The following is a 21,085-nucleotide window of genomic DNA, read 5'->3' as shown; positions in this document are numbered from 1 at the left end:
TAACATTGACGGCTTATTAAAGGTTATATAATCGCGACAGGCAGTTTTTAAGCTTTATTTGTTAATGTTGTATTACGAATTTTATATATTTATACCTTTGGGATGAATTGCCGATATATATTTGCGCTTATCTCTCAATCAATGTGATGAGCATTCGTTTCGATCGCCTTGATGGCCATCGGAAAATAAAAAATATCGCTCATTGCACTTGTTTTATTAACCGCAAGGGCATGCAACGTGAAAGAAATGTTTCTGTGCAGTGACAGGCTCAATAAATATCAGGCAATGGGTGAAAACGGTCAGGCCGTGCATATTTCCGCGCTACAGCTGCGGGAAACGTTGCGCCTGCGTAAACAGGGTGCGGTCGCGGATATGCTCGGCATACCGCAAATTAACGAGCATGGCGATCGTATTGACTGGTATGCTCCGTTTTCCGGTGATGTTGTTCCCTGGTCTGCCGCTACCGATAGTGAGCGCCAGGCAGCGTTAGCGCAGCTGGAAATGAATCAAACGGCCCTGCGTCAGCTCAGCGATGAATTACGGCGTAACGAACAGCCAGAACAAAGGCTGTTTGGTCAGCTGCTGGAAAAAGCGCTGCAGTTTCCTGACGATCGCCATATCTGGCTGGTAGCGGGAAAGCCGGTAATTAGCTTTTGGGGTTTCGTCAACGCGCGTCATCAGATGCGTCTCGATCCGCTGGACTGTCTGCGTCCTGCTCCGCCGTTAACGTCGCCCGTTACCGCCAGCACGGCGGTGCCCGAGATCGATTCGTCCGTTCAAAAAACAACGCGGCATGTCAGATGGTGGATATTACCCGGCTGGCTACGCTGGCTGTTGCCTTTATTGCTGCTGCTCCTGTTAGCGCTGCTGCTGTTGCGCAGCTGCGCGCCGCAGCCAGGCCTGCCTGATCTTTCTACTGAACGTACCGTGCTGCCGGCGGAGGTGGTGCCACATCCTGACGAAAGTTATACCGCAACGCTGACTACTCCCCCCGACGCTACGCTGGTGACCAGCACGGCGATTCCGGCACTGAGCGGTGAGCAACGGTTACCTGAGATCGTGGGGGAAGCGGTGCAGGATAACCTGCCGCCGCCGCGAACCGACGCTATCGATCCGGCATTCGAACCCGTTGTACCCGCTGAACCCATTGCTGGTGAACAGATTCACCAGCCCGTGCCCGACGCCGCGTCGTCTGATCCCGTGAATAACCTGCCCGCACCGGTTGATCCTGACGCGGTAACAAATAACAGCACGGTACCTGCGCAAACCAACGCACCGCTAACGCTTCCCGCCGCGGCTCTATCGCAGGGTAATACCGATTTTCTTAACGGACGCTGGCGTGCAGGTGCCGGGATTCAGGATCGGCGCACGGGCAAACCGCTGCGCCTGAATTATCAAATTAAAGATGGCAAGGGTGAAGTGCAGATGGTTCGCGGCGATGGCGTCACCTGTCGCGCTGCCGTCAACGCTGCGGTGCAGTCCGGCACTCTCGCGATTAACAATCAGGAAGAAGCACAGTGTTCGGACGGCTCGGTTTACCAGATGCCTGATATCCGCTGTGCGCCGGGTGCGCAAAGCGTTGCTGAATGTAAAGGCAGCTATGGCGCCAACACCTTTTTCCCTATCTCGATGAAGCAGGAGGCGAGTAACTAAATGCTGGCTGAACTCACTGATTTTAAACAACAGGTCAAACTTATCCGTGACAGCGGGATTCAGTTTCTTGACTTTGCCTTTACGCTGCCGGAACGCAAAGAGTATGGCGAGTTTTTGCGCCAGCAGGGAGAGGGTGCGGTACTGCGTCTGGTTTACAACGAGCGCGAAGATAAATATCAAATTCCGGCCACAGACAATGAATCCCCGCGTAACGCCGTGCCGGATTATTCGCTGGCGACAGAAGAATCCTTGCGGCTGTATCAGGGCATCTGGCTGCCGCTGCCGTTCTTTCGCTTTAATCCGCCCAGAGCGTTTGCGCAGGGGCCGACAAACTGGTCGCGCATACAGTTTCATCAGCTGCCGGAGCCGGATGAAAAAGGCAATACCTGGCGTGCAACACTGATTTTTGATACCAAAATATTCCCGGATCGCGAACATACTCAATACCTTGCCCCTGGCGAGGATGACGTTCGCTCCGGCGCAGGCTTTGCGTTGGCCAGCCATCCTCAGGAAATGGAAAGCTTTTTAACGCTTTCGTGGGTAGATGAGTGGCTGCGGGATGTCTATACCTCGCAGGCGCGCGAGGTACTGCATCAGCATTATGAAGATAATGAAGAGAAGCTGGCGCTCAAAGAACATCAGGCGCATTACCTGAATTTGCTGCACGTGCTGACGACCACGATCGCCGTGCCTGAAGTGCAAATTAACGACGTCAAAATTCGCGATACGGCGATTCCGGTTGATTTGGTACTGGATATCGGTAACTCACGCAGCTGCGGCATTCTGATTGAGGAACACCGCGATGATAACAAAGGGCTGTCGCAGCTTTATCAGCTGCAACTGCGTGATTTAAGCCAGCCACAGTTTGTCTATAACGAGCCGTTTGACAGCCGCCTTGAGTTTGCTCAGGCAGAGTTCGGCAAGCAGGATTTTTCGCTGAAAAGCGGGCGTAACGATGCCTTTACCTGGCCGACGATTGGGCGCGTTGGTGGCGAAGCGTTTCGTATGGCGGCACAACGTCTCGGTACTGAAGGGTCAACCGGTATTTCCAGCCCGAAACGTTACCTGTGGGATAACCAACCCTATTCTCCCGGCTGGCGATTCAGCCAGGCCTTTGTTAAGTCCGATCGTGAACCGCTGGCAACCGCCGCACCGCTGCTCTATATGCTCAACGATCAGGGGCGGTTGTTAATCCGTCTGCAAGAAGATGAGCGCATGCCGGTGTTCTCGCCGGTATACAGTCGCAGCTCGTTGATGATGATGATGCTGTCAGAAGTGCTGAGCCAGGCGTTGATGCAGATTAACAGCCCGGCGCAGCGCCTGAAAATGAATCATGCCAGCACGCCGCGTCGCCTGCGTAATGTGATTATGACCGTACCCCCGGCGATGCCAAAACCTGAGCGCGCCATCTTTGAACAGTGCATGCACGATGCTATTCGTCTGGTGTGGAAAGCGCTGGGCTGGGAAGAGATCGATTATGAAGGCGACGATAACGACCAGCTGAAGCATCCTCATCCCGGCGTCCATGTTAAGTGGGACGAAGCCACCTGCGGACAGCTGGTTTACCTCTACAACGAAACGCAAACCTATTTTGGTGGCCGTACCGACGAGTTTTTTGCCGCTACCCGGCGGCTGGATAATCAGATTACCGCAGGCGATAAGCGCAGCCTGAAAATCGCTTCGATTGATATCGGCGGTGGCACTACCGATCTGGTGATCTCCCGTTACACCCTTGATGAAGGGCAGGGCATTAACGTACGTATCACGCCGAAGCAGCTGTTCCGTGAGGGTTTCAAGGTAGCGGGCGATGATATTTTGCTTGATGTGATCCGGCTTTACCTACAGCCTGCGGTTAAGGCGGCAATGATGCAGGTCGGACACAGCGATATGGCTGCTGAGGCGATGATGTCGCAGCTGTTCGGCAGCGAATCCATTGAGGCGGGTAAACAGGTACTGCGTCAGCAGCTGACCCTGCAAGTTTTCGCGCCGCTGGCGCTGGCAATTCTGCATCGCTATGAAGAATACAGGCCGGAAAACGGACGCGAGGTGTTGAATTTCACGTTCCGCGAACTGCTGGCTGACAATACGCCGACGGAAAAAGTCCAGGATTACGTTAATGAGGTGGTTCGCCACGGGCAGCTAGCCAGCGAAGCGCCGTTCTCCATTCTTAATGTGCCGCTTGAGGTAGATCTGGCGCGCCTGCACAACGAATTTATCGATCCACGCAACGGACGGATGAATATCTGCCACAGCCTGCGTGCGCTTTGCGAGGTGCTCTGGCATTACAACTGCGATGTATTGCTGTTGACCGGACGTCCATCGCGTTTGCCGGGCATTCAGGCGCTGATACGTCAGCTCCAGCCGGTGCCGCCATCACGTGTATTGCCGCTGCACGGTTATGAAACCGGCGGCTGGTATCCGTTTAATAAAAAAGGCTGTATTGACGATCCGAAATCGACAGCGGTGGTGGGGGCCATGCTCTGTCTGCTGGCGGAAAAATCCAGGCTTAATAACTTCTACTTCCGTGCGGTCAATTTTAACGCCTACTCCACGATCCGCTATCTGGGCATGCTGGACGGCAATAACGTGATTAAAGACAGCAATGTCTTCTACCGCGATATCGATCTCGATGCGCCCAATTTCCAGCTACCGCAGGGCCAGGCTTTTGAGTCCCGCGGCGAAGTACGTATTGGTTTCCGCCAGCTGGATAACGAACGCTGGCCCGCCTCCGCCCTTTATACCCTGAAGATCGTTAACCCTGAGCTGGGTAGCGAGCTGGCGGGCGATGCGGTGATGCGCATTGAGCTGATGGCGGAACAGGGCCGTCCGAGAAACGGTGAAGAGGCGGTCAGCCCGGAACGATTCCGTATTGAATCGCTGGAGATGGAAAACGCCAGACGGAACTACGGACGCAAAGATGTGGCGTTTCAGTTGAACACCATGGTCGGTAACGGTATGGGTGAAACCCATTACTGGCTGGATAGCGGGAGCATTAAGAGCTAATGAGCAGCATGAATCCTGAGCAAATTATTCACAGCTGGCAGAGCGTTGAACGCGGCGCGGGCCAGGCGATTGACTGGATTGCAGCGGTGCGTCAGGACGCGCCACGTCTGAATACCGAAGCGGATCGCTTAACCATTAATTTGCGCCGCAGCCGCAATAAGGCGCGCCGTCTGGCACAGGCGGCGGCAAAACCGATGACCATTGGTTTTTTTGGCCTGTCGCAGGCGGGTAAATCCTACCTAATTTCGGCGCTGGCCGCCGGTGAGAACGGCAAGCTGGAAACCCGTCTCGGCGGCAGCCAGCTCGATTTTCTGACCCATATTAATCCGCCCGGCGGTGGTAAAGAAGCCACCGGCCTGGTGACGCGCTTTAGCCGACGTGCAATTGACGGGGATGAGCGTTGGCCGGTAACGCTGCAACTCTTCAGCGAAATGGAAATGGGTAAAATTCTCGCCAACGCGTTTATTCACGATTTTAATCAGGAGAAATTTGACTGGCAGTATGACGACGCGCGCATGAACGATCTGCTGGCGATGCTGGCAAAACGTCGCCGCCCCGCGCGGGTTCCGGGCGTGAGTGAAGATGATGTGGTCTCGCTGTGGGATTACCTTATCCGTCATGCGGAGAAAAGCCAGAGCCGTCTGGCGCTGAACTACTGGCCGCAGGCGATTGCGCTGGCACCGTGGCTGGCACCGGAAGATCGTGGGCAGCTTTTTTCCGTGCTGTGGGGCGATGTAGCGGAGCTGACCGAGGCGTATATCCGCTTTGCGCAGACGCTGCAACGCCTCAGCGGTGCGCAGGAAGTGCGGGCACCGTTAACGACGCTGGTACGCGAAGAGAACGGCCTGCTGGTGCAGTACGACAGCATTATGAACGTCGATATGCTGGAGCGCCTGAATAAAGAGACTGATGCACGCGTGGAGGTCTGTCCGGTGCTGGAAGGCCAAATCGCGGCCCCGGTTACGCTGTCTCTCGCCGAACTGACTGCGTTAACGGTGGAACTACATATTCCGCTGGTCGCCTCGACCCGTGAGCCGCTGTTTGAAACGGTCGATCTGCTCGATTTTCCCGGCTATCGCGGTCGCCTGGGCGTGGAATCAATGGACGATATCCGGCGTGCGGTGAATAGCGAAGAGAGTAACCCGCTGGCGCAGCTGATTTTGCGCGGCAAAGTTGCTTACCTGTTTGAACGCTACACCGAAAACCAGGAGATGAACGTGCTGGTGGTCTGTACTGCCTCCACCAAGCAGTCAGATGTGAAAGAGGTTGGCGGTGTGCTGGATGAATGGATCCGCTATACCCAGGGGAAAGATGCCGAAGCCCGTGGGCGTCGTTTACCCGGCCTGATCTGGGCGCTCACCATGTTCGATCTGCGTATCACGCAAGGTCTGGCGCATGACGAAGCCCTGCTGCGTCAATACTGGGGGCAGGGTGGCATGATCAAAATGGCGATGACGGAGCGTTTTGGTCAGTACAAATGGATGCAGGAGTGGTCACCCGGCCAGGCATTTAATAACACCTTCCTGGTGCGTAAGCCGCGTCAGCAAACGCCGTTTATCCGTATAAAAGCGGGCGATGAGGCGGAGTTTAGTGAGGAAAACACAGCGCAGCTGGCGTTGATGCGCAAAACCTTTCTTGATGATGAAGCGGTTAACCGCTATATCGCGCACGCCGATGAAGCCTGGGACGCCATGCTCAAGCTGAACGATGGCGGCATGCGCCGTATGGCTGACTATCTGAGCCGGGTTGCACGCCCGGAGGTGAAACTGGAACGCATAGCCGAACAGTTACAGGAGATTCGCCATGAGCTGGTGGAAGGTGGACTGGGCAACTGGTATCAGCCGGATGGTGAAGAAGAGGTAGCTAAAAAAGCCCAGATCGCTCAGGAAATTCTTGCCGCATTGAAAAAACGTAGCGGCATGCACGGCGAGTTGCTGGCGCGTCTGGTGCCGACGCGCCGCGATCTGCAAGCGCTCTATCTGCAACAAACCACGCTGCCGGTTCAGGAAGAAGATCCTGAAGAAGCAGACTTTTTTGATATCGGCGTGGGCGATGCCTTCGGTGCCGATGCGCCAGCCGCCGTTACCCACAGCCATGAAGTTGCCTTCGCTCACCAGAGCGTCCAGCACTGGATCAACCACCTGCGTGGCCTGTCGGAAACCCCGGCGATGCTGAACTACATCAATTTACCGCGTCGTATTGTCGATGTGCTGGCGGATGAGCTGATTACCGGGCTGCTGCGCCTGCGCCTGGAAGAAAAGCTGGTAGCCGTAATGACTAATACCGAACAGGCGGGCGTGCGGCGTGAACGTCTGGTCGATCGTCAGGTGTCACGCGTGTTGCACGTCATGGGCGATTTTATTACCTGGCTTGGCTATCTGGAGGTGCCGGAAGCAAAACGTCCGGTACGCCTGAATATGCCCGAACAGCCCATTTTTACCCGTCCTGCGCAGTGTGACAGCGTGGTATGGAAAGATGATGAACGCCTGGCGCACCTGACGCCGCAGCAGCTCAACTATACCGCCATTTTTATCATCGACTGGCTGGTTGGGCTGGAGTCGCTTATTACGGAAAACGCCGGGCATTCCGCCGGACGGGAAATCAGCGTGGCACAGAATGACAGGCTGGGCACCATCATTCGCCTTATTCAGACTTCACAGGAGTAATACCAGGTGATCAAACCAGAACTCAAAGCCCTGAATCCCGTGGTGCCAGGCTATGCGCAACTCATACTGCGGGCGTGGAAAGGTGGAACGGAAGGCGTCACCATCTCGGTGTTGCGTAACCAGGATAACCTGTATCTGGACGGCAATGGACAGTGGGGCAGCGGTGAAGTTTTCCTGGCACTGCCTACGTTGATGCTGGAGGAAGGCGTACCTGGCGTACAGATCGGCCCGTCGCTGCTCGATCCGTTACTGGCAAATCGCCAGGCCGCCTATCGCATCACCATCAAAGATGAGGCAACGCGTGACGCAGGCATCCTTATGATGAGCGATGGCTTGCTAACTTCGCAGGCCGGAGGGGAAAACCCGCTGCCGGTGAATGTTCATACGTTGAATGACGCACCGGTTCAACAGCCGGAAGCGCCACTACCTGAGCCGGTAACAGAGCCTGAACCAGAACCTGAATCAGAACCACAGCCTGCACCACAGCCACAGCCGGAGCTGCAACCGCTGCCAGCAGCTGCACCGTCGCCTGCCGCAGCGAAAAAAAGCGGAGCATTACTTTTAATCATCCTTTGTTTGCTGATTATTGCCGTCGCGCTGTGGTGGTTCTTGCGCGCCCCGGAAACACCCGCGCCTGTTGCCGCCGTGCCTGTCCCTGCACCTGCCGCCCCAGTCGTGACAAAAGTAAGTGGACCCTGCGGCGATGATTTGATGTCCAGCCTCAGCGAGCTGGAGTTTGTGAAGGGCTGCTTGCGTAGCCAGCCGAGCAGCGCCCGGCTCCTTGAGGTGATAACAAAAGCCAAAGCGGATAAGCATTGCGCTATCGCCCAGCGGCTATACGCCTATAAAGCACAGGCTGGGGATACACAAATGGCGATGCGCTATGCCCAGGAATACGATCCGCAAACGGCTGAGGCCGATGGCTGCTTTAGCCCTGACGTACCTACGGCCATTTACTGGTATGAAGCGGTCGTCAACCAGGATGCACAAAATAAAGAGGCCAAAGCGCGTATCGCCGAGCTGAAAAAATAGGACAACGGGATGAAATCTATCTATTGGTTTAGCGGACTGCTCTGCGCGGCCCTCTCTACGCTTCCGGCCTATGCGGATGCCGGGAAGCCGCTGTTGCAGGAAGGCAAACGCACCCTGTATCAACGTGTTTTAACCTCGCCTGGCTGTGAGTTAGCGCCCCAGCCGGGCGCAGGCGGCAAAGAGCAACCGGCGTTTAGCCGCTTCTATGTTTACCAGCGCCATATGCAGGGGCAGGAGGAATGGCTACAGGTCGGTCCGGACAGCTTTGGTCACCTTTCCGGTTGGTTAAAATCTTCCTGTACCGTTGACTGGAAAATGCAGCTTACGCTGGCGTTTACCAACCCCGCAGGGCGTCATCCAATGCTGTTTTTTCGTGATAAAAACGATGTGGAGACGCTGCTTAACAATCCGGATCCCGCCGCGGCGCTGGATCCGATACTGAAGGATTTGCAGAACCAGAAACCGGTGCCGCAGGTATTGGCCCGCGAGCCGGATTATATGGTTAATCAGTTGAAAAGCTTCTATCTGCTGCCGGTGTTGGGTTCGGATGATGTGTTTACCGATACGGGCTATCAGGTGCGGGTGCTTAATGTCGCCTCGGTAAGTGAAAAAGGATCTGCTGCCGCTGCCGGTAAGACGCCGGATGATAAAAATATGATGAAGGGGTTCTCCGCCTCCGTGGTTTTTGTCATCGACTCCACAATCTCCATGGGACCGTACATTGAGCGTACCAAACAGGCGATCGATAAAATCTATCAGCGCATTGAAAAAGAGCAGCTTCTTGATCAGGTGAAATTTGGTCTGGTGGCCTATCGTTCCAGCGTAAAAGCGGTGCCGGGGCTGGAATATGACAGCAAAATGTATGTCGATCCCGGTACGGTAAAAGACGGCAAAGATTTTCTCGCCAAAGTACACGATCTCAGGCAGGCAACGGTATCGAGCAGCAAAGTGGATGAGGATGCCTATGGCGGCGTAATGCTGGCGCTGGATAAGGTGGACTGGACGCAGTTTGGTGCTCGTTACGTGGTGCTGATTACCGATGCCGGTGCGCTGGAAGGGACGGACAACCTCTCCTCAACTCATCTTGATGCCGCGCAGGTGCGGCAGGAGGCGGCCTGGCGCGGTGTCGCACTCTATGCTATGCACCTGAAAACGCCCGGTGGCAAGAAAAACCATGCTTCAGCGGAGGCGCAATATCAGGATCTGACGCTGAATCCCTTCCTGCACAAGCCGCTTTATTACCCTATCGACTCCGGCGATCTGAACAGCTTCGGTGCCATGGTGGATAACCTGGCCAACGCCATTACCGGGCAAATTAAAACCGCCTGGAGCGGAGAAGAAACGGCGGGCAGCGCGTTGGGTGCCAGCGAGGAGTATGCCGGTAAGAAAGCCGATCCGCTGTTAAGCGATGCGGAAAAGTTGAGTAATGCGATGCGCCTGGCTTATCTCGGTGAGAAGCAGGGCACGCAGGTACCGCCGGTATTTAAATCCTGGATTAGCGATCGCGATCTGGTTAACCAGAATATTCCGGCAACGGAAGTACGGGTGCTGTTGACCAAAAGTGAGCTAAGCGACCTCAGCGACGTGATGAAAAAAATCGTCGATGCTGCTAACGAAGGGCTGATTTCGCCGGATGATATGTTTACCAGCCTGCGCTCGCTGGCGGCGACCATGGGCAACGATCCGCATCAGGCGAAAGGAAAAGATGCCACCCGTCTCGGTGAAATGGGGCTGCTGGGCGAGTATATCGAAGGGTTGCCCTACCTGAGTGAAGTGCTGAGCCTTGATGAGGAAACCTGGAAAAGCTGGGACGGCCTGGAGCAGGAACGCTTTATTCGTCGCCTTAACACCAAGCTTAATTACTATCAGCGTTATAACCAGGATGTCGATCGCTGGGTAGCGCTGGCACCGGACAGCGATCCCAGAGATTACGTCTATCCGGTGCCGCTGGAAAACCTGCCCTGATGCTGTGCATACGTGACATGGCGATCCGTCGGGGCGGGACACAGGGCTATCAGGTTTCGCTGCCGGAGCTGACCCTGACCCAGGGGGAAGTGGTGGCCTTAACCGGCCCCAGCGGCTGCGGAAAAAGTACGCTGCTGGAGATGATGGGGGCGATTCTTCGTCCACAGCACCTTGCTGAGTACCGTTTGGGTGAGCGCGATATCGCCGCGCCACTGCTGGCGGAAGATGAGGCTGCGCTGGCGATGATTCGTGCGCGGGAGCTGGGCTTTGTGTTGCAGCATGGCGGGTTACTGCCGTGGCTTTCGGTGTGGGAAAATATCATGCTGGCAAGGCGGCTGGTGGGATTAACGGCCACCACTCCCTGGCTGGATACCGCTATCGAGCGGCTGGGAATTGGCCCGTTACTCAAACAGATGCCCTCACGTCTGTCTATTGGTGAACGCCAGCGGGTCGCTTTTGTACGAGCGATCGCGCATCAGCCGCGTCTGCTGCTGGCGGATGAGCCTACGGCGGCGCTCGATCCTGACAATGCCGGACGGCTCTTTGCGCTGATGATTGAGATGGTGCAATCGCTGGAGATGGCGGCGGTGATCGTCAGTCATGACTGGCAGCGGGTAGCCGATTTCGGCCTGCGTGGTTATCGTGCCTGCATGCGGGAGGGGCAAAGTGTCTTTGAAGCCGCCTGAGACGCGTCCGGTGCCAGGTATGTTGCTGCATATGGCGATACGCGATTTAATCCACGATCGTAAGGTGGCGCTGTGCATTATCTTCTCACTGATAGCGGTGATTGCGCCGCTGCTGCTGCTGTTTGGCCTGAAAAACGGCATTGTTAGCCAGCTGCGTCACGATCTGCTGAACGATCCGCGCACGCGTGAAGTGCGCATGACCGGAAACGGTAACTACGATCTCGTCTGGTTTGAGCAGCTGGCCCGGCGTCAGGAGGTGGGATTTTCTATCCCTTTAACACGCTCACTTAACACGCAGGCCGATCTGGTACGCGACAGCCAGCATTTTGTCGCCGGAGCTGAAGTGATCCCCACAGCCGTGGGCGATCCGCTGCTGCACGGCATCACGGAAACGCCACAGGAAGGTCAGGCAGTGCTGAGCGCAAAGGCGGCGCACAGGCTCGGTATTCAGACGGGGGAACGCTTCCGGCTGCTGGTCAATCGCAAACTGAGCGGACAAAATCAGCGCGCTTCGCTGTCATTGACCGTTGGCGGCGTACTGGAGGAGGCGCGCTTTAGCCGCCCGGCGGTTTTTGTCTCGCTGCCGCTGCTGGTGGCGCTGGAAGATTATCGTGATGGTTTTCAGGTTCCTCTACTGGCGGTAAGCGACGGTGAAGCGCCACGGGAGCGCCTGCGTTTTTCCCGCGCCCGGCTCTACGCCGCCTCGCTGGACGATGTCGCACCGCTGGCGCAGTGGCTGGCGACGCAGCATATCGAAACCGTAACGCAGGCCGCGCAAATTGAGGCCGTGCGCGCTATCGATCGGGTTTTAGGGATCATTTTTGCGGTGATCGCCTGGATCTCGGCGTCAGGCTGCATCGCTTCTTTGATCGGCGCTTTTATTGCCAATATCGATCGTAAAAGAAAAGACATGGCGGTGCTGCGTCTGTTGGGTTTCCGTCGTCGGGCGGTGACCCTGTTCATTATGATTCAGGCGCTGTGCCTCACCGGCGCTGCCTTTGGCGTTGGTGTCGTGCTCTACCTGGCGGGCAGCCATATTTTCAACCTGCTGCTGGGCAGCGGGCTGTCGGAGCAGGCCTTTGTGTGCCGCCTCGATGCCGGTCATTTTATTGCTGCGCTGTTGAGCGTACTGGCGGTAGCGCTTGCCGTTGCTGCGATTGGCGCACTGCGTGCGTTGAAGATCGATCCTGCGGAGAGTTTACGTGAAATTTAATCTGTTAATGCCCCTGATGATCGCGGGGATGGGCTATGCCTGCGCCACAAAAGCGGCATGGGATGAGAAATACTGGAATCCACAACCGCTGCCGGACGATGTGATTCTGCCAATGCCCTGCGACGGAGCGATGGCGTTTCGTAAAATCAGCATTCCGCTGGATAAGCCGCTGGCCGATTACAGTATTACGCTCGGTCAGGAGGGCAGCGAGTGGGGCTACGTTGAGCAGTCTCGCCCTGAATATATTGCCGGTAGCTTCCCGGATGAGAAAGAAAAAGGGCGTTATTACCTGCTGGCGAAGTATGAGCTGAGCGACTTACAGTACCGCGCCCTCTCCGGAGAGTGCCCTGAGCTGAATATCAAAGGGCGTTTCCCTAAAGTCAATATCGGCTGGCCGGATGCGATGGCGTTCGCTAATCGCTACAACCTGTGGCTACGAAAAAATCAGCCGACCGCACTGCCGCAGGATGACGGACAACCGGGCTTTTTGCGCCTGCCTACCGAAACCGAATGGGAGTTTGCCGCACGCGGCGGCCTGGCGGTTTCCTCCGCTGAATTTCGCGATCGCTATTTTCCTATGCCGGAAGGGATCAATAGCTACGTCTGGTTTGCCGGATCGCAGTCATCGAATGGAAAAATTCAGCTGTCTGGCCTGCTGAAACCTAATCCGTTGGGGCTGCACGATATGTTGGGTAATGCGGCGGAAATGATGTTTGAACCCTTTCGCCTGAATAAGCTTGACCGGCTGCATGGCAAAGCCGGTGGCTATATCGTACGCGGCGGCAGCTTTGTCACCGCTCAGGCGGATATTCGCAGTTCACTGCGTACAGAAGAGCCTTACTACCGGGCGGAAGGGGAAAACGCGGGTAAAACCACCGGTATGCGTTTAGCGCTGGTTTCCGCCACGCTCACTTCGCGCGATCGTATTAAAGCGATCGAAAAAGAGTGGCAGGCCCTGGGCTCGGAGAAAAAGGGAAATAACGCTGCTGGTGAGGAAAAGGATTCGTTACAGAACCTGAATGCAATCTCTGCCAAAGTACAGGATGGAAGCGTTAAAAAGGAACTGGAACAGCTGCGCAGTGAGCTACGTGCTAATAGCCAGCTACGTAATGAACAGCGCGATCAGGCCATACGCACCTCTTTACAGCTGGGCGCGTTTCTCTGCACCAAGATGAAAGATGATGGCGAATTCTTTGATCGTCTGAATCAGCTTTATGCAAAAACCTGTGCGGCAGAGAGTCAGGTTGATGCTAACTGTGCACGTCGCCAGGAACAGCTGGATCAGCATCAAAAAGCATTAAATTTTATCACCAGCTATTACGCCGATACGCTGGTGGATATGGGATCGACCTACGATAAAAACCTTATTGAACAACAGATCGCGGTTGTTCAGCAGCAAATGGCCGCGCGGGGTAAAACCAATCTTAACGGATACCTGAACACCTACTGGAATAATCTTCAGGGGTATTGGCAGGATGGAAAAATTGCGCGTGATAGCTGGCTTAGCGCATGTAAAAAAAATAACTAATTATCAATCCGAAGGGGATATTAAGTAATGGCGATGTTTAAAACATTACGCACAGCAATAGTTACCGGTTTAATTGTCGTTCTCGCTGGCTGTCAAAACAGCGGCGGTATTAATACCGGTGGCAGTGTCGATCCACGTTTGTCGAGCAGTCAGGATATCGAATTCTTTAATAAATCAGGCATTATGGCCTGCGCCGGAGGCGCAGTACTGGGGGCGCTGGCCTGCGCGGCAAGTAACTCCAGCCATAAAGCCGTTTGTATGATTGCGGCGGCGGTAGCCGGTTGTGGTATTGGTGTGGGAGCGAACGCTTACCTGGATAATCAGCGTAAAAAATATGCTACCGAAGAAGAACAACTGAATGCATCCATTAAAGATGTTCAGGCAGAAAATAATCGCATTCAGAACGCTTCCGAGGTAGCGAAATTGGTTATAGCCAGTGATAAAGAGACGCTGGCGAAAATTGAGAAAGCGATGGCATCTGATGCGGTTAAAAAAGAAGAGCTGCAAAAGCAAATCAAAGGGGTGGATGCCAATATCGCTTATCTGCGTAACATTATCAGCGATATGAAAAAACATGAGAAGCAGTGGCAGGAGGTTTCAACCGTCATCAGTCAGTCAGGCAGTAATACTAAAAAGTTGGACACCGAAATTGCTCAAATGCGCGACAAAATCGGTTCGCTGCAATGGGAACTGGATAGCCTGTACGATCAACGTACCGCATTAAAAGTGAGCTGAGGAATAGCATGAAAGGTATATTCATCATTATCAGTACGCTGTTGCTGACAGGGTGTGTAACGAATATTAAGGATTGCGATCCTACTACCGGTGACGTGAGTATTATTACTAAGTTTAACTGTAATTATTCAGGGGCCTGGGATCAGCGTGTGGCGGATAAAAAACAGACTCTTCAGCATGAGCAGGCGCTGAATAAAGAGTTTCTTGCCGTTTATGCCGCTATTGCGGAAGAAAAAGCGCAGAGCAATGCCAGCGTTGCCAGCAAGCGGCAAAAACAGCAGGCGCTACAGCGTTCTATGACCACACTATTGACGCAGCTAAAGCAGAAAAATGCCGGACATGCAGAAGCGCAAAAACAGATCGCCGAGTTGGAAAAAAGTATGAAGGAGGCACAGAACCGTCCTTCCACCTCTGAAATGCAAAAACAGATGGAACTGCAAAAATTGCAGGATCAGCTTGCCAGTCTTCAGGAGATGCTGGCCTCACAGTAACACTTTACCCACCGATAGCCTGTCGGTGGGTATCATCCCATCCCGAACCATCCGTTATACGAATTTCCGCTGTTTCGTTGTTTTCTGGTAAATAACCATAATTTAATGCTGCCGGATTTGTTATGTGAACATTAACAATAAGATAAATCATTAACCACTCAGCGGAGTGAACAAGCCAATATTTACCCGTGGAATAGTAAATTTGTGACGTAACGCTATTCCATGAGAGTAATGATAGCGGGATAGTTTATCAGCGAATGCAGGAGATAAAAATACAGGGGAATAATGATATTAACCTGGTAAATTAATAAAAATTCAAAATATAGTATGCCCGGCAGGGTAAGGGACAGCATGAATAATAAAGCCGTTGCCAGATTAGAAGGCTGCCTTAATATAATTGCACGCATTGCCAGTACGAAAGCGTTGGTTGCTTTAAAAGATGGATTCGTTTTAACTATGCCAGCAACATTGATTGGCTCTCTATTTTTACTGGCCGCTAATCTGCCTGTTGCAGGATACCATGATTTTATGATTTCACTGTTCGGCGAGCGCTGGGATGCGGGCATAAACAAAGTTGTCGGATCGACGTTTGATATTATCGCCATCATTTCGGTTTTGGGTATCTCGTATCACTATGCGAGAAATGAACGTGTCGATGGCATATCCAATGCGATAACCGCATTAATTTCTTTCCTGATTGTTACTGCATCGTCGGTTGGTGCGCCTGACGGTGAGAAAATAGAATCGGTAATACCCAAGCTATGGACCGGCGGGCAAGGTGTGATTACAGCCATAATCATAAGTTTGGTTTCTTCTGCCATATTTTGTTACTTCGTTAAGCGAAAAATAACGATAAAAATGCCTGCCGGGGTGCCGGAAGGGGTGGCTAATGCGTTTATCGCCGTTATTCCTGGTTTCGTCATTATACTGCTATCGATGTTGACATACTGTTTTTTCAGTACGATGAATACTACCCTGACCGAGTATATTTTTACCGGACTGCAAACGCCCATGCAGACGCTAACCGATACCTGGATTGGTGCAGTTATCATGGTTTTTCTGTGCGCACTTCTGTTCTGGATGGGGTTACACGGGCCTAATATTGTTATGGGACCTATTCTTCCAATACTCACGGCTAACTCCCTGGCAAATGCGCAATTAGCCGCCGCAGGGACATTAACTCTGTCAGCCGGGGCTTATATTATGACGCCTCAGGTGCTTGACTACTTTGTAAAAACTGGCGGTACCGGCGTGACGATTGGGCTGTTAATCGCGGCGCTTCTGCGCGCAAAATCGAAGCAAATGAAAGATATATCCAGGCTGGCGCTGCTGCCGGGTTTGTTTAATATTAATGAGCCGGTTATTTTTGGCCTGCCGATTGTCTATAATTTTATTATGGTGATCCCGTTTCTATGCGTTCCGGTTATTACGCTTACCATCATCTATGCCGCTATTGCTACCGGGTTTTTACCTCCTTTTACCGCTATCCAGGTTCCCTGGACTATGCCCCCTGTTTTGTCTGGGTTTATATTGCAGGGCTATAAAGGCGTTATTGTACAAATTTTAATTATTATTGTTTCGGTGCTGATTTATTATCCATTTATGGTTATCCAGGACAAATTGTACCTGGAAAAAGAAAAGGCTCAGCAGGATAAAGATTAGCGTATTTCCTTGATGGTATTGATGATTAACTTCCTAACGCGTCTGAAAGAAGAATAAATTATGCAAAGAAAATCTTTAAAAGTAGTGACTATCGGCGGTGGCAGTACCTATACGCCGGAGCTGATTGATGGTTTTATCAAACGCTATGATGAGCTGCCGATTACCGAAATGTGGCTGGTTGACGTTGAGGAAGGCAGAAACAAACTGGAGATCGTGAGTAAGCTGGCGCAAAGAATGTGGGACGCCTCGCCTTATAACGTAAAGGTATATTCAACGCTGGACAGAAAAACCGCACTAAAGAATGCGGATTTTGTTACCACGCAGTTTCGCGTCGGGCAACTGGAAGCAAGAATAAAGGATGAAAGGATTCCCTTTTCATATGGGCTGTTGGGTCAGGAAACTAATGGGGCAGGCGGTATTTTCAAAGCCCTGCGTACCATTCCGGTTATATTAGAGATAATTGAAGATATGTCAGCGCTGTGCCCGAACGCATGGCTGATTAATTTTACCAATCCCAGCGGAATGGTTACCGAGGCGATACTCAGATACACCGGCTGGCGGCGCGTCATTGGCCTGTGCAATGTACCTGTTAACGCAATGATGAAAGAGCCGCAGTCTATCGATGCCACGCTGTCAGAACTTACCTACAAATTTGCCGGGCTTAACCATTTTCACTGGCATCGCGTTTTTGACCGTAACGGTAAAGAGGTGACTGCAAAGATTATCGACGCCATGTTCAATAACCGCGATACCGGTATACCGGCCAATATCCACAAGGTGCCTTTTTTGAAAGAACAGCTGAATCAAATGAATCTGCTGCCCTGCGGTTATCACCGTTATTATTATCGACAGGAGGAGATGCTACAGCGCGGTATAGAAGAGTACCACACTACCGGAACCAGAGCTGAAAAGGTTCAGGAAATGGAGGCGGCGCTTTTGGCGCTCTATCAGAATCAGTCGCTTAGCTCCAAACCTGAACTCTTATCGCAAAGGGGCGGACTCTATTATTCAGAATCAGCATGTGAGGCAATTTCGGCTATTTATAATAATAAACAATCACATATTGTTGTTTCCACGCAAAATAATGGCGCTGTGCCCGATCTTGATAATGACTGCGCGGTTGAAGTCTCCTGTTTTATTGGCGCAGCAGGCGCGCTACCTGTAGCCTTCGGACGGCTGGCACCTGCCGAGAGAGGATGGCTACAGTTAATGAAGAATATGGAGCTTTGCGTATGCGAAGCCGCCGTCACTGGTGATTATGGTCTGGTGCTCCAGGCTTTCATTATGAATCCGCTGATTCCGGGTGGTGAGACAGCAAAACGCGTAATGGATGAGTTATTTATTGCACATCAAAAATTTCTTCCGCGCTTTAAAGACGTGATTAACAGGTTAGTAAATATAGAGATAAAAGATCCTGTCGCCAGACGCCTATCTGCTTAATGTTTCATGTCAGCCGGAAGAAAACCATGCACTATTTAGGTATTGATATAGGCGGCAGCTTTATAAAATATGCCGTTGTCGATAAAAACTATACGATAATTAAATCCTGGCAGAAGCCTACGGTCGGGTTTGATGCAGTGCAGGATTTTTATGATTACCTGTGCCAGGGGATTGATTGTTCTGCCATTCAACGGGTGGGTGTGAGCGTCCCTGGCGTTATCGATAAGTCATCAAAAATTTTATCCAAAGCTGCCAGCAGCCTTGAAAGCATCTGTGGCACCACCGTTAATACTGAAGTTATGAAAAGGCTCAATGTCCCGGTCAAAACTTTAAACGATGGAAAAGCTGCCGCCTACTGTGAACTTAAAATGGGAAACGGCAGAAATAGCAAATCCAGCGCTTACTGGATTATCGGTACCGGCATTGGCGGGTGCATTTGCCTGGGCGATAAGATAATTTCTGGCGAAAACGGTATAGCCGGTGAGTTTTCACATATTCCATTGTCCATTACGCACGGAAAAATATGCGGTATTGGCCACGTGGCTTCCGCCAGCGCGTTGCTGGCTGCTTATAATGGCAAAGTCGCGGCGGCGTATAGCGTTACTGATGGTAAGGTGATTTGTGAAAGATACCTCAGCGGTGAGCCAGTAGCGCAGCAGGTTATTGATGAGTGGTGTCTGCATAATGTTATGGGTTTATATACTCTTACTGTGACCTTCAACCCTGAAGTGATATGTATTGGCGGTGCCATCAGCGAAGAAACCTGGCTGACAGAAAAGTTGCGGGATACCTATTACCAGGTGAGCTCCCGCTTTAATAAACTAATAACCACCAGAATAGTCGGCTGTAAGTATACGAAAAACGCTAATGTTTTAGGGGCGATTTGGTATGCAAGGGAAGGGGATATCGTTTCATCTTTACCCGCAAAGGAGTTATATACCTGATAAGAAGTGTTTACAGGAAAGGATATTTTAGAACAATTAATGGCACCTTAGCCAGATGCCGTCCTGACTTTGCCATTAGTGAAGCGGTAGTCTGTTATTGCTTTTAGCTCGTTATTGTTTTCCGTGAACCCAGGATGATTTGACCAGGGATAATAAATGTCGTGAAGTCAATTTGATTGTTTTTAATTATTGCCAGCCAGCCCGCTAAACGGCGGACATTTTTATTATCTTGCCGGAATGTGGAAGAGACTATCCTTCAACATATGCTGTTGTTCTGTGACTCGCAGCAAATTTTTATCTCCTGTTCAGTCTGTTAGCAGTAGGTCATTTTTCTGCGGCTATCATCTTTGCCTCTCGTCGCGGTTGGCAACTTTTGTGAGATGTGGTTCACGCTGTGATTCAATTGATTGTAACAATTGAAAGGTATAAGTGATCTGTATTGCAAATTTCACCTTTCCACTTGCTCAAGCTACGCGGGTAGATCTATTACTCTGCGCTAAAAAATTACAATCTACGCGAGTAGAATGAAAAAGGGATAAGCCTGCGGCCCTTTGTTGACAGTTACTTTAAGGATTCCTTATGAACACTCATTCAACCTCTGTTTCTCCGTCCGGCGATCAACAGGCCGCGCAGGAACGCCTGGCAACCTCTGAGGGACGCCGTGAATTTTGGCGAGCAACGCTTTCCTGCTGGCTGGGCACAACAATGGAATACGCTGATTTCGCCCTCTATGGTCTTGCTGCCGGTATTATCTTCGGCGACGTCTTTTTTCCGGAGGCGACGCCCGTTATGGCTCTGCTTTCCAGTTTTGCCGCCTATTCAGTCGGTTTTATTGCCCGTCCTATCGGTGCGCTGCTTTTCGGCTGGATAGGCGATCGTCATGGCCGTAAGGTTGTTATGCTTATCACTATTGGGCTGATGGGACTATCGACTATGCTGATAGGGCTAATCCCCAGCTATGCCCGGATTGGAGTGTGGGCCCCGATATGTCTGGTAATTCTGCGCTTTTCTCAGGGGTTAGGGGCCGGAGCGGAACTTTCAGGCGGCACCGTTATGCTGGGCGAATATGCGCCCGTAAAGCGACGCGGGCTGGTTTCTTCAATCATCGCCCTGGGTTCCAATAGCGGGACATTGCTGGCTTCGCTGGTCTGGCTGATCGTATTACAAATGGATAAAGAGGATTTGCTGAGCTGGGGATGGCGCATTCCGTTCCTGTGCAGCATTTTCATTGCCGCCGCAGCCCTGTTAATCCGCCGCCATATGCGTGAAACACCGGTTTTTGAGCGGCAAAAAGCTCAGCTACAGGTGGAACGTGCGCATGCGCTACAGCTGGGGCAAAAGATGCAGCGCCATGATACCCGTAGTTTCTGGCGGCGTACCAGAGCCTTCTGGACGATGGTTGGCTTGCGCATCGGCGAGAATGGCCCTTCTTACCTCGCTCAGGGATTTATTATTGGCTATGTCGCTAAGGTGCTGATGGTGGATAAATCCGTACCGACGGTTGCCGTATTCCTCGCCTCCGTGCTGGGGTTCGCCGTTATTCCTCTGGCGGGCTGGCTTTCTGACAAATTCGGCAGACGTATCACCTACCGCTGGTTCTGTCTGCTCTTGATTCTCTACGCTTTTCCCGCCTTTATGCTGCTGGATACGCGTGAGCCCTGGATTGTTATCGCCACCATCGTTACGGGAATGGCGCTGGCGTCGCTGGGTATTTTCGGCGTACAGGCTGCCTGGGGCGTCGAGCTGTTTGGCGTAACCAACCGTTATACCAAAATGGCATTTGCTAAAGAGCTGGGTTCTATTATGTCTGGCGGAACGGCTCCGCTGGTGGCCTCGGCATTGCTCTCTTTCTACGGACACTGGTGGCCTATCGCCCTCTATTTCGTGTTTATGGCAGCCATCGGCCTGGCAACCACCTTTTTCGCCCCGGAAACGCGTGGACGGGATCTTAATCTGCCGGAGGATGCGATTTAAAGGCGGTAGAACTGAAATGCACATGCTTCAGCCGGGATTTTTGGGTTGCAACGCCTTATGCTGTCAGGAAAAAATGGCTTAATCTAAACCAGG

Annotated in this window: 14 protein-coding genes; all 14 read left to right on the top strand. The window is 52.5% G+C overall.

Features of this window, described 5'->3' with window-relative positions; genetic code table 11:
• Positions 1–246: 246 nt before the first annotated feature.
• The 14 genes from C7M51_RS10970 to C7M51_RS10905 all read left to right on the top strand — a co-directional run bounded on the left by C7M51_RS10970 (position 247) and on the right by C7M51_RS10905 (position 20,992).
• Positions 247–1,653: an SrfA family protein gene (locus C7M51_RS10970; protein WP_160623633.1), complete on the top strand. Its 1,407-nt coding sequence runs from the start codon at positions 247–249 to the stop codon at positions 1,651–1,653.
• Positions 1,654–4,656: a virulence factor SrfB gene (locus C7M51_RS10965; RefSeq protein WP_160621825.1), complete on the top strand. Its 3,003-nt coding sequence runs from the start codon at positions 1,654–1,656 to the stop codon at positions 4,654–4,656.
• Positions 4,656–7,322: a putative virulence factor gene (locus C7M51_RS10960; protein ID WP_160621824.1), complete on the top strand. Its 2,667-nt coding sequence runs from the start codon at positions 4,656–4,658 to the stop codon at positions 7,320–7,322. The genes C7M51_RS10965 and C7M51_RS10960 overlap by 1 nt, the downstream gene beginning before the upstream one ends.
• A gap of 6 nt (positions 7,323–7,328) precedes the next feature.
• Positions 7,329–8,354, top strand: a complete 1,026-nt coding sequence (locus C7M51_RS10955) for a hypothetical protein (RefSeq protein ID WP_160621823.1) — start codon at positions 7,329–7,331, stop codon at positions 8,352–8,354.
• A gap of 9 nt (positions 8,355–8,363) precedes the next feature.
• Positions 8,364–10,319, top strand: a complete 1,956-nt coding sequence (locus C7M51_RS10950) for a vWA domain-containing protein (protein ID WP_160621822.1) — start codon at positions 8,364–8,366, stop codon at positions 10,317–10,319.
• Positions 10,319–11,005 carry an ABC transporter ATP-binding protein gene (locus C7M51_RS10945; RefSeq protein ID WP_160621821.1) on the top strand — a complete coding sequence of 229 codons (687 nt, stop codon included), beginning with the start codon at positions 10,319–10,321 and terminating at the stop codon, positions 11,003–11,005. Before C7M51_RS10950 ends, C7M51_RS10945 begins: the two co-directional genes overlap by 1 nt.
• A complete protein-coding gene (locus tag C7M51_RS10940; RefSeq protein ID WP_244323821.1) occupies positions 10,986–12,218 on the top strand; it encodes an ABC transporter permease in 1,233 nt (410 codons plus the stop codon). Before C7M51_RS10945 ends, C7M51_RS10940 begins: the two co-directional genes overlap by 20 nt.
• On the top strand, positions 12,208–13,746 hold the full coding sequence (locus C7M51_RS10935; protein WP_160621820.1) for an SUMF1/EgtB/PvdO family nonheme iron enzyme: 1,539 nt from the start codon (positions 12,208–12,210) through the stop codon (positions 13,744–13,746). The genes C7M51_RS10940 and C7M51_RS10935 overlap by 11 nt, the downstream gene beginning before the upstream one ends.
• Before the next feature lie 27 nt (positions 13,747–13,773).
• Positions 13,774–14,481 (top strand): coiled-coil domain-containing protein, encoded by a 708-nt coding sequence (locus tag C7M51_RS10930; RefSeq protein ID WP_160621819.1) that lies wholly within the window; start codon positions 13,774–13,776, stop codon positions 14,479–14,481.
• Between the two features lie 8 nt (positions 14,482–14,489).
• Entirely contained in the window at positions 14,490–14,972 is a 483-nt protein-coding gene (locus tag C7M51_RS10925; RefSeq protein ID WP_160621818.1) for a hypothetical protein, read from the top strand.
• Between the two features lie 351 nt (positions 14,973–15,323).
• On the top strand, positions 15,324–16,634 hold the full coding sequence (locus tag C7M51_RS10920; protein WP_160621817.1) for a PTS sugar transporter subunit IIC: 1,311 nt from the start codon (positions 15,324–15,326) through the stop codon (positions 16,632–16,634).
• Between the two features lie 60 nt (positions 16,635–16,694).
• Positions 16,695–18,074, top strand: a complete 1,380-nt coding sequence (locus tag C7M51_RS10915; protein ID WP_160621816.1) for a 6-phospho-beta-glucosidase — start codon at positions 16,695–16,697, stop codon at positions 18,072–18,074.
• Between the two features lie 26 nt (positions 18,075–18,100).
• Entirely contained in the window at positions 18,101–19,018 is a 918-nt protein-coding gene (locus tag C7M51_RS10910) for an ROK family protein (protein ID WP_160621815.1), read from the top strand.
• Between the two features lie 579 nt (positions 19,019–19,597).
• Positions 19,598–20,992: an MFS transporter gene (locus tag C7M51_RS10905; RefSeq protein WP_160621814.1), complete on the top strand. Its 1,395-nt coding sequence runs from the start codon at positions 19,598–19,600 to the stop codon at positions 20,990–20,992.
• Positions 20,993–21,085: the final 93 nt, after the last annotated feature.

It is taken from the genome of Mixta intestinalis, assembly GCF_009914055.1.
In the GTDB taxonomy this organism is placed as follows: domain Bacteria; phylum Pseudomonadota; class Gammaproteobacteria; order Enterobacterales; family Enterobacteriaceae; genus Mixta; species Mixta intestinalis.
The sequence above is the reverse complement of the archived record's forward strand: the minus strand, read 5'-3'. Positions and strand labels throughout refer to the sequence as shown.

Excerpts from the sequence above, each read along its gene's own strand:
- C7M51_RS10970 (WP_160623633.1), top strand. The coding sequence starts at position 247 with ATGTTTCTGTGCAGTGACAGGCTCAATAAATATCAGGCAATGGGTGAA.
- C7M51_RS10910 (WP_160621815.1), top strand. The coding sequence starts at position 18,101 with ATGCACTATTTAGGTATTGATATAGGCGGCAGCTTTATAAAATATGCC.
- C7M51_RS10965 (WP_160621825.1), top strand. The coding sequence starts at position 1,654 with ATGCTGGCTGAACTCACTGATTTTAAACAACAGGTCAAACTTATCCGT.
- C7M51_RS10960 (WP_160621824.1), top strand. The coding sequence starts at position 4,656 with ATGAGCAGCATGAATCCTGAGCAAATTATTCACAGCTGGCAGAGCGTT.
- C7M51_RS10915 (WP_160621816.1), top strand. The coding sequence starts at position 16,695 with ATGCAAAGAAAATCTTTAAAAGTAGTGACTATCGGCGGTGGCAGTACC.
- C7M51_RS10920 (WP_160621817.1), top strand. The coding sequence starts at position 15,324 with ATGAATAATAAAGCCGTTGCCAGATTAGAAGGCTGCCTTAATATAATT.
- C7M51_RS10930 (WP_160621819.1), top strand. The coding sequence starts at position 13,774 with ATGGCGATGTTTAAAACATTACGCACAGCAATAGTTACCGGTTTAATT.
- C7M51_RS10945 (WP_160621821.1), top strand. The coding sequence starts at position 10,319 with ATGCTGTGCATACGTGACATGGCGATCCGTCGGGGCGGGACACAGGGC.
- C7M51_RS10925 (WP_160621818.1), top strand. The coding sequence starts at position 14,490 with ATGAAAGGTATATTCATCATTATCAGTACGCTGTTGCTGACAGGGTGT.
- C7M51_RS10905 (WP_160621814.1), top strand. The coding sequence starts at position 19,598 with ATGAACACTCATTCAACCTCTGTTTCTCCGTCCGGCGATCAACAGGCC.
- C7M51_RS10950 (WP_160621822.1), top strand. The coding sequence starts at position 8,364 with ATGAAATCTATCTATTGGTTTAGCGGACTGCTCTGCGCGGCCCTCTCT.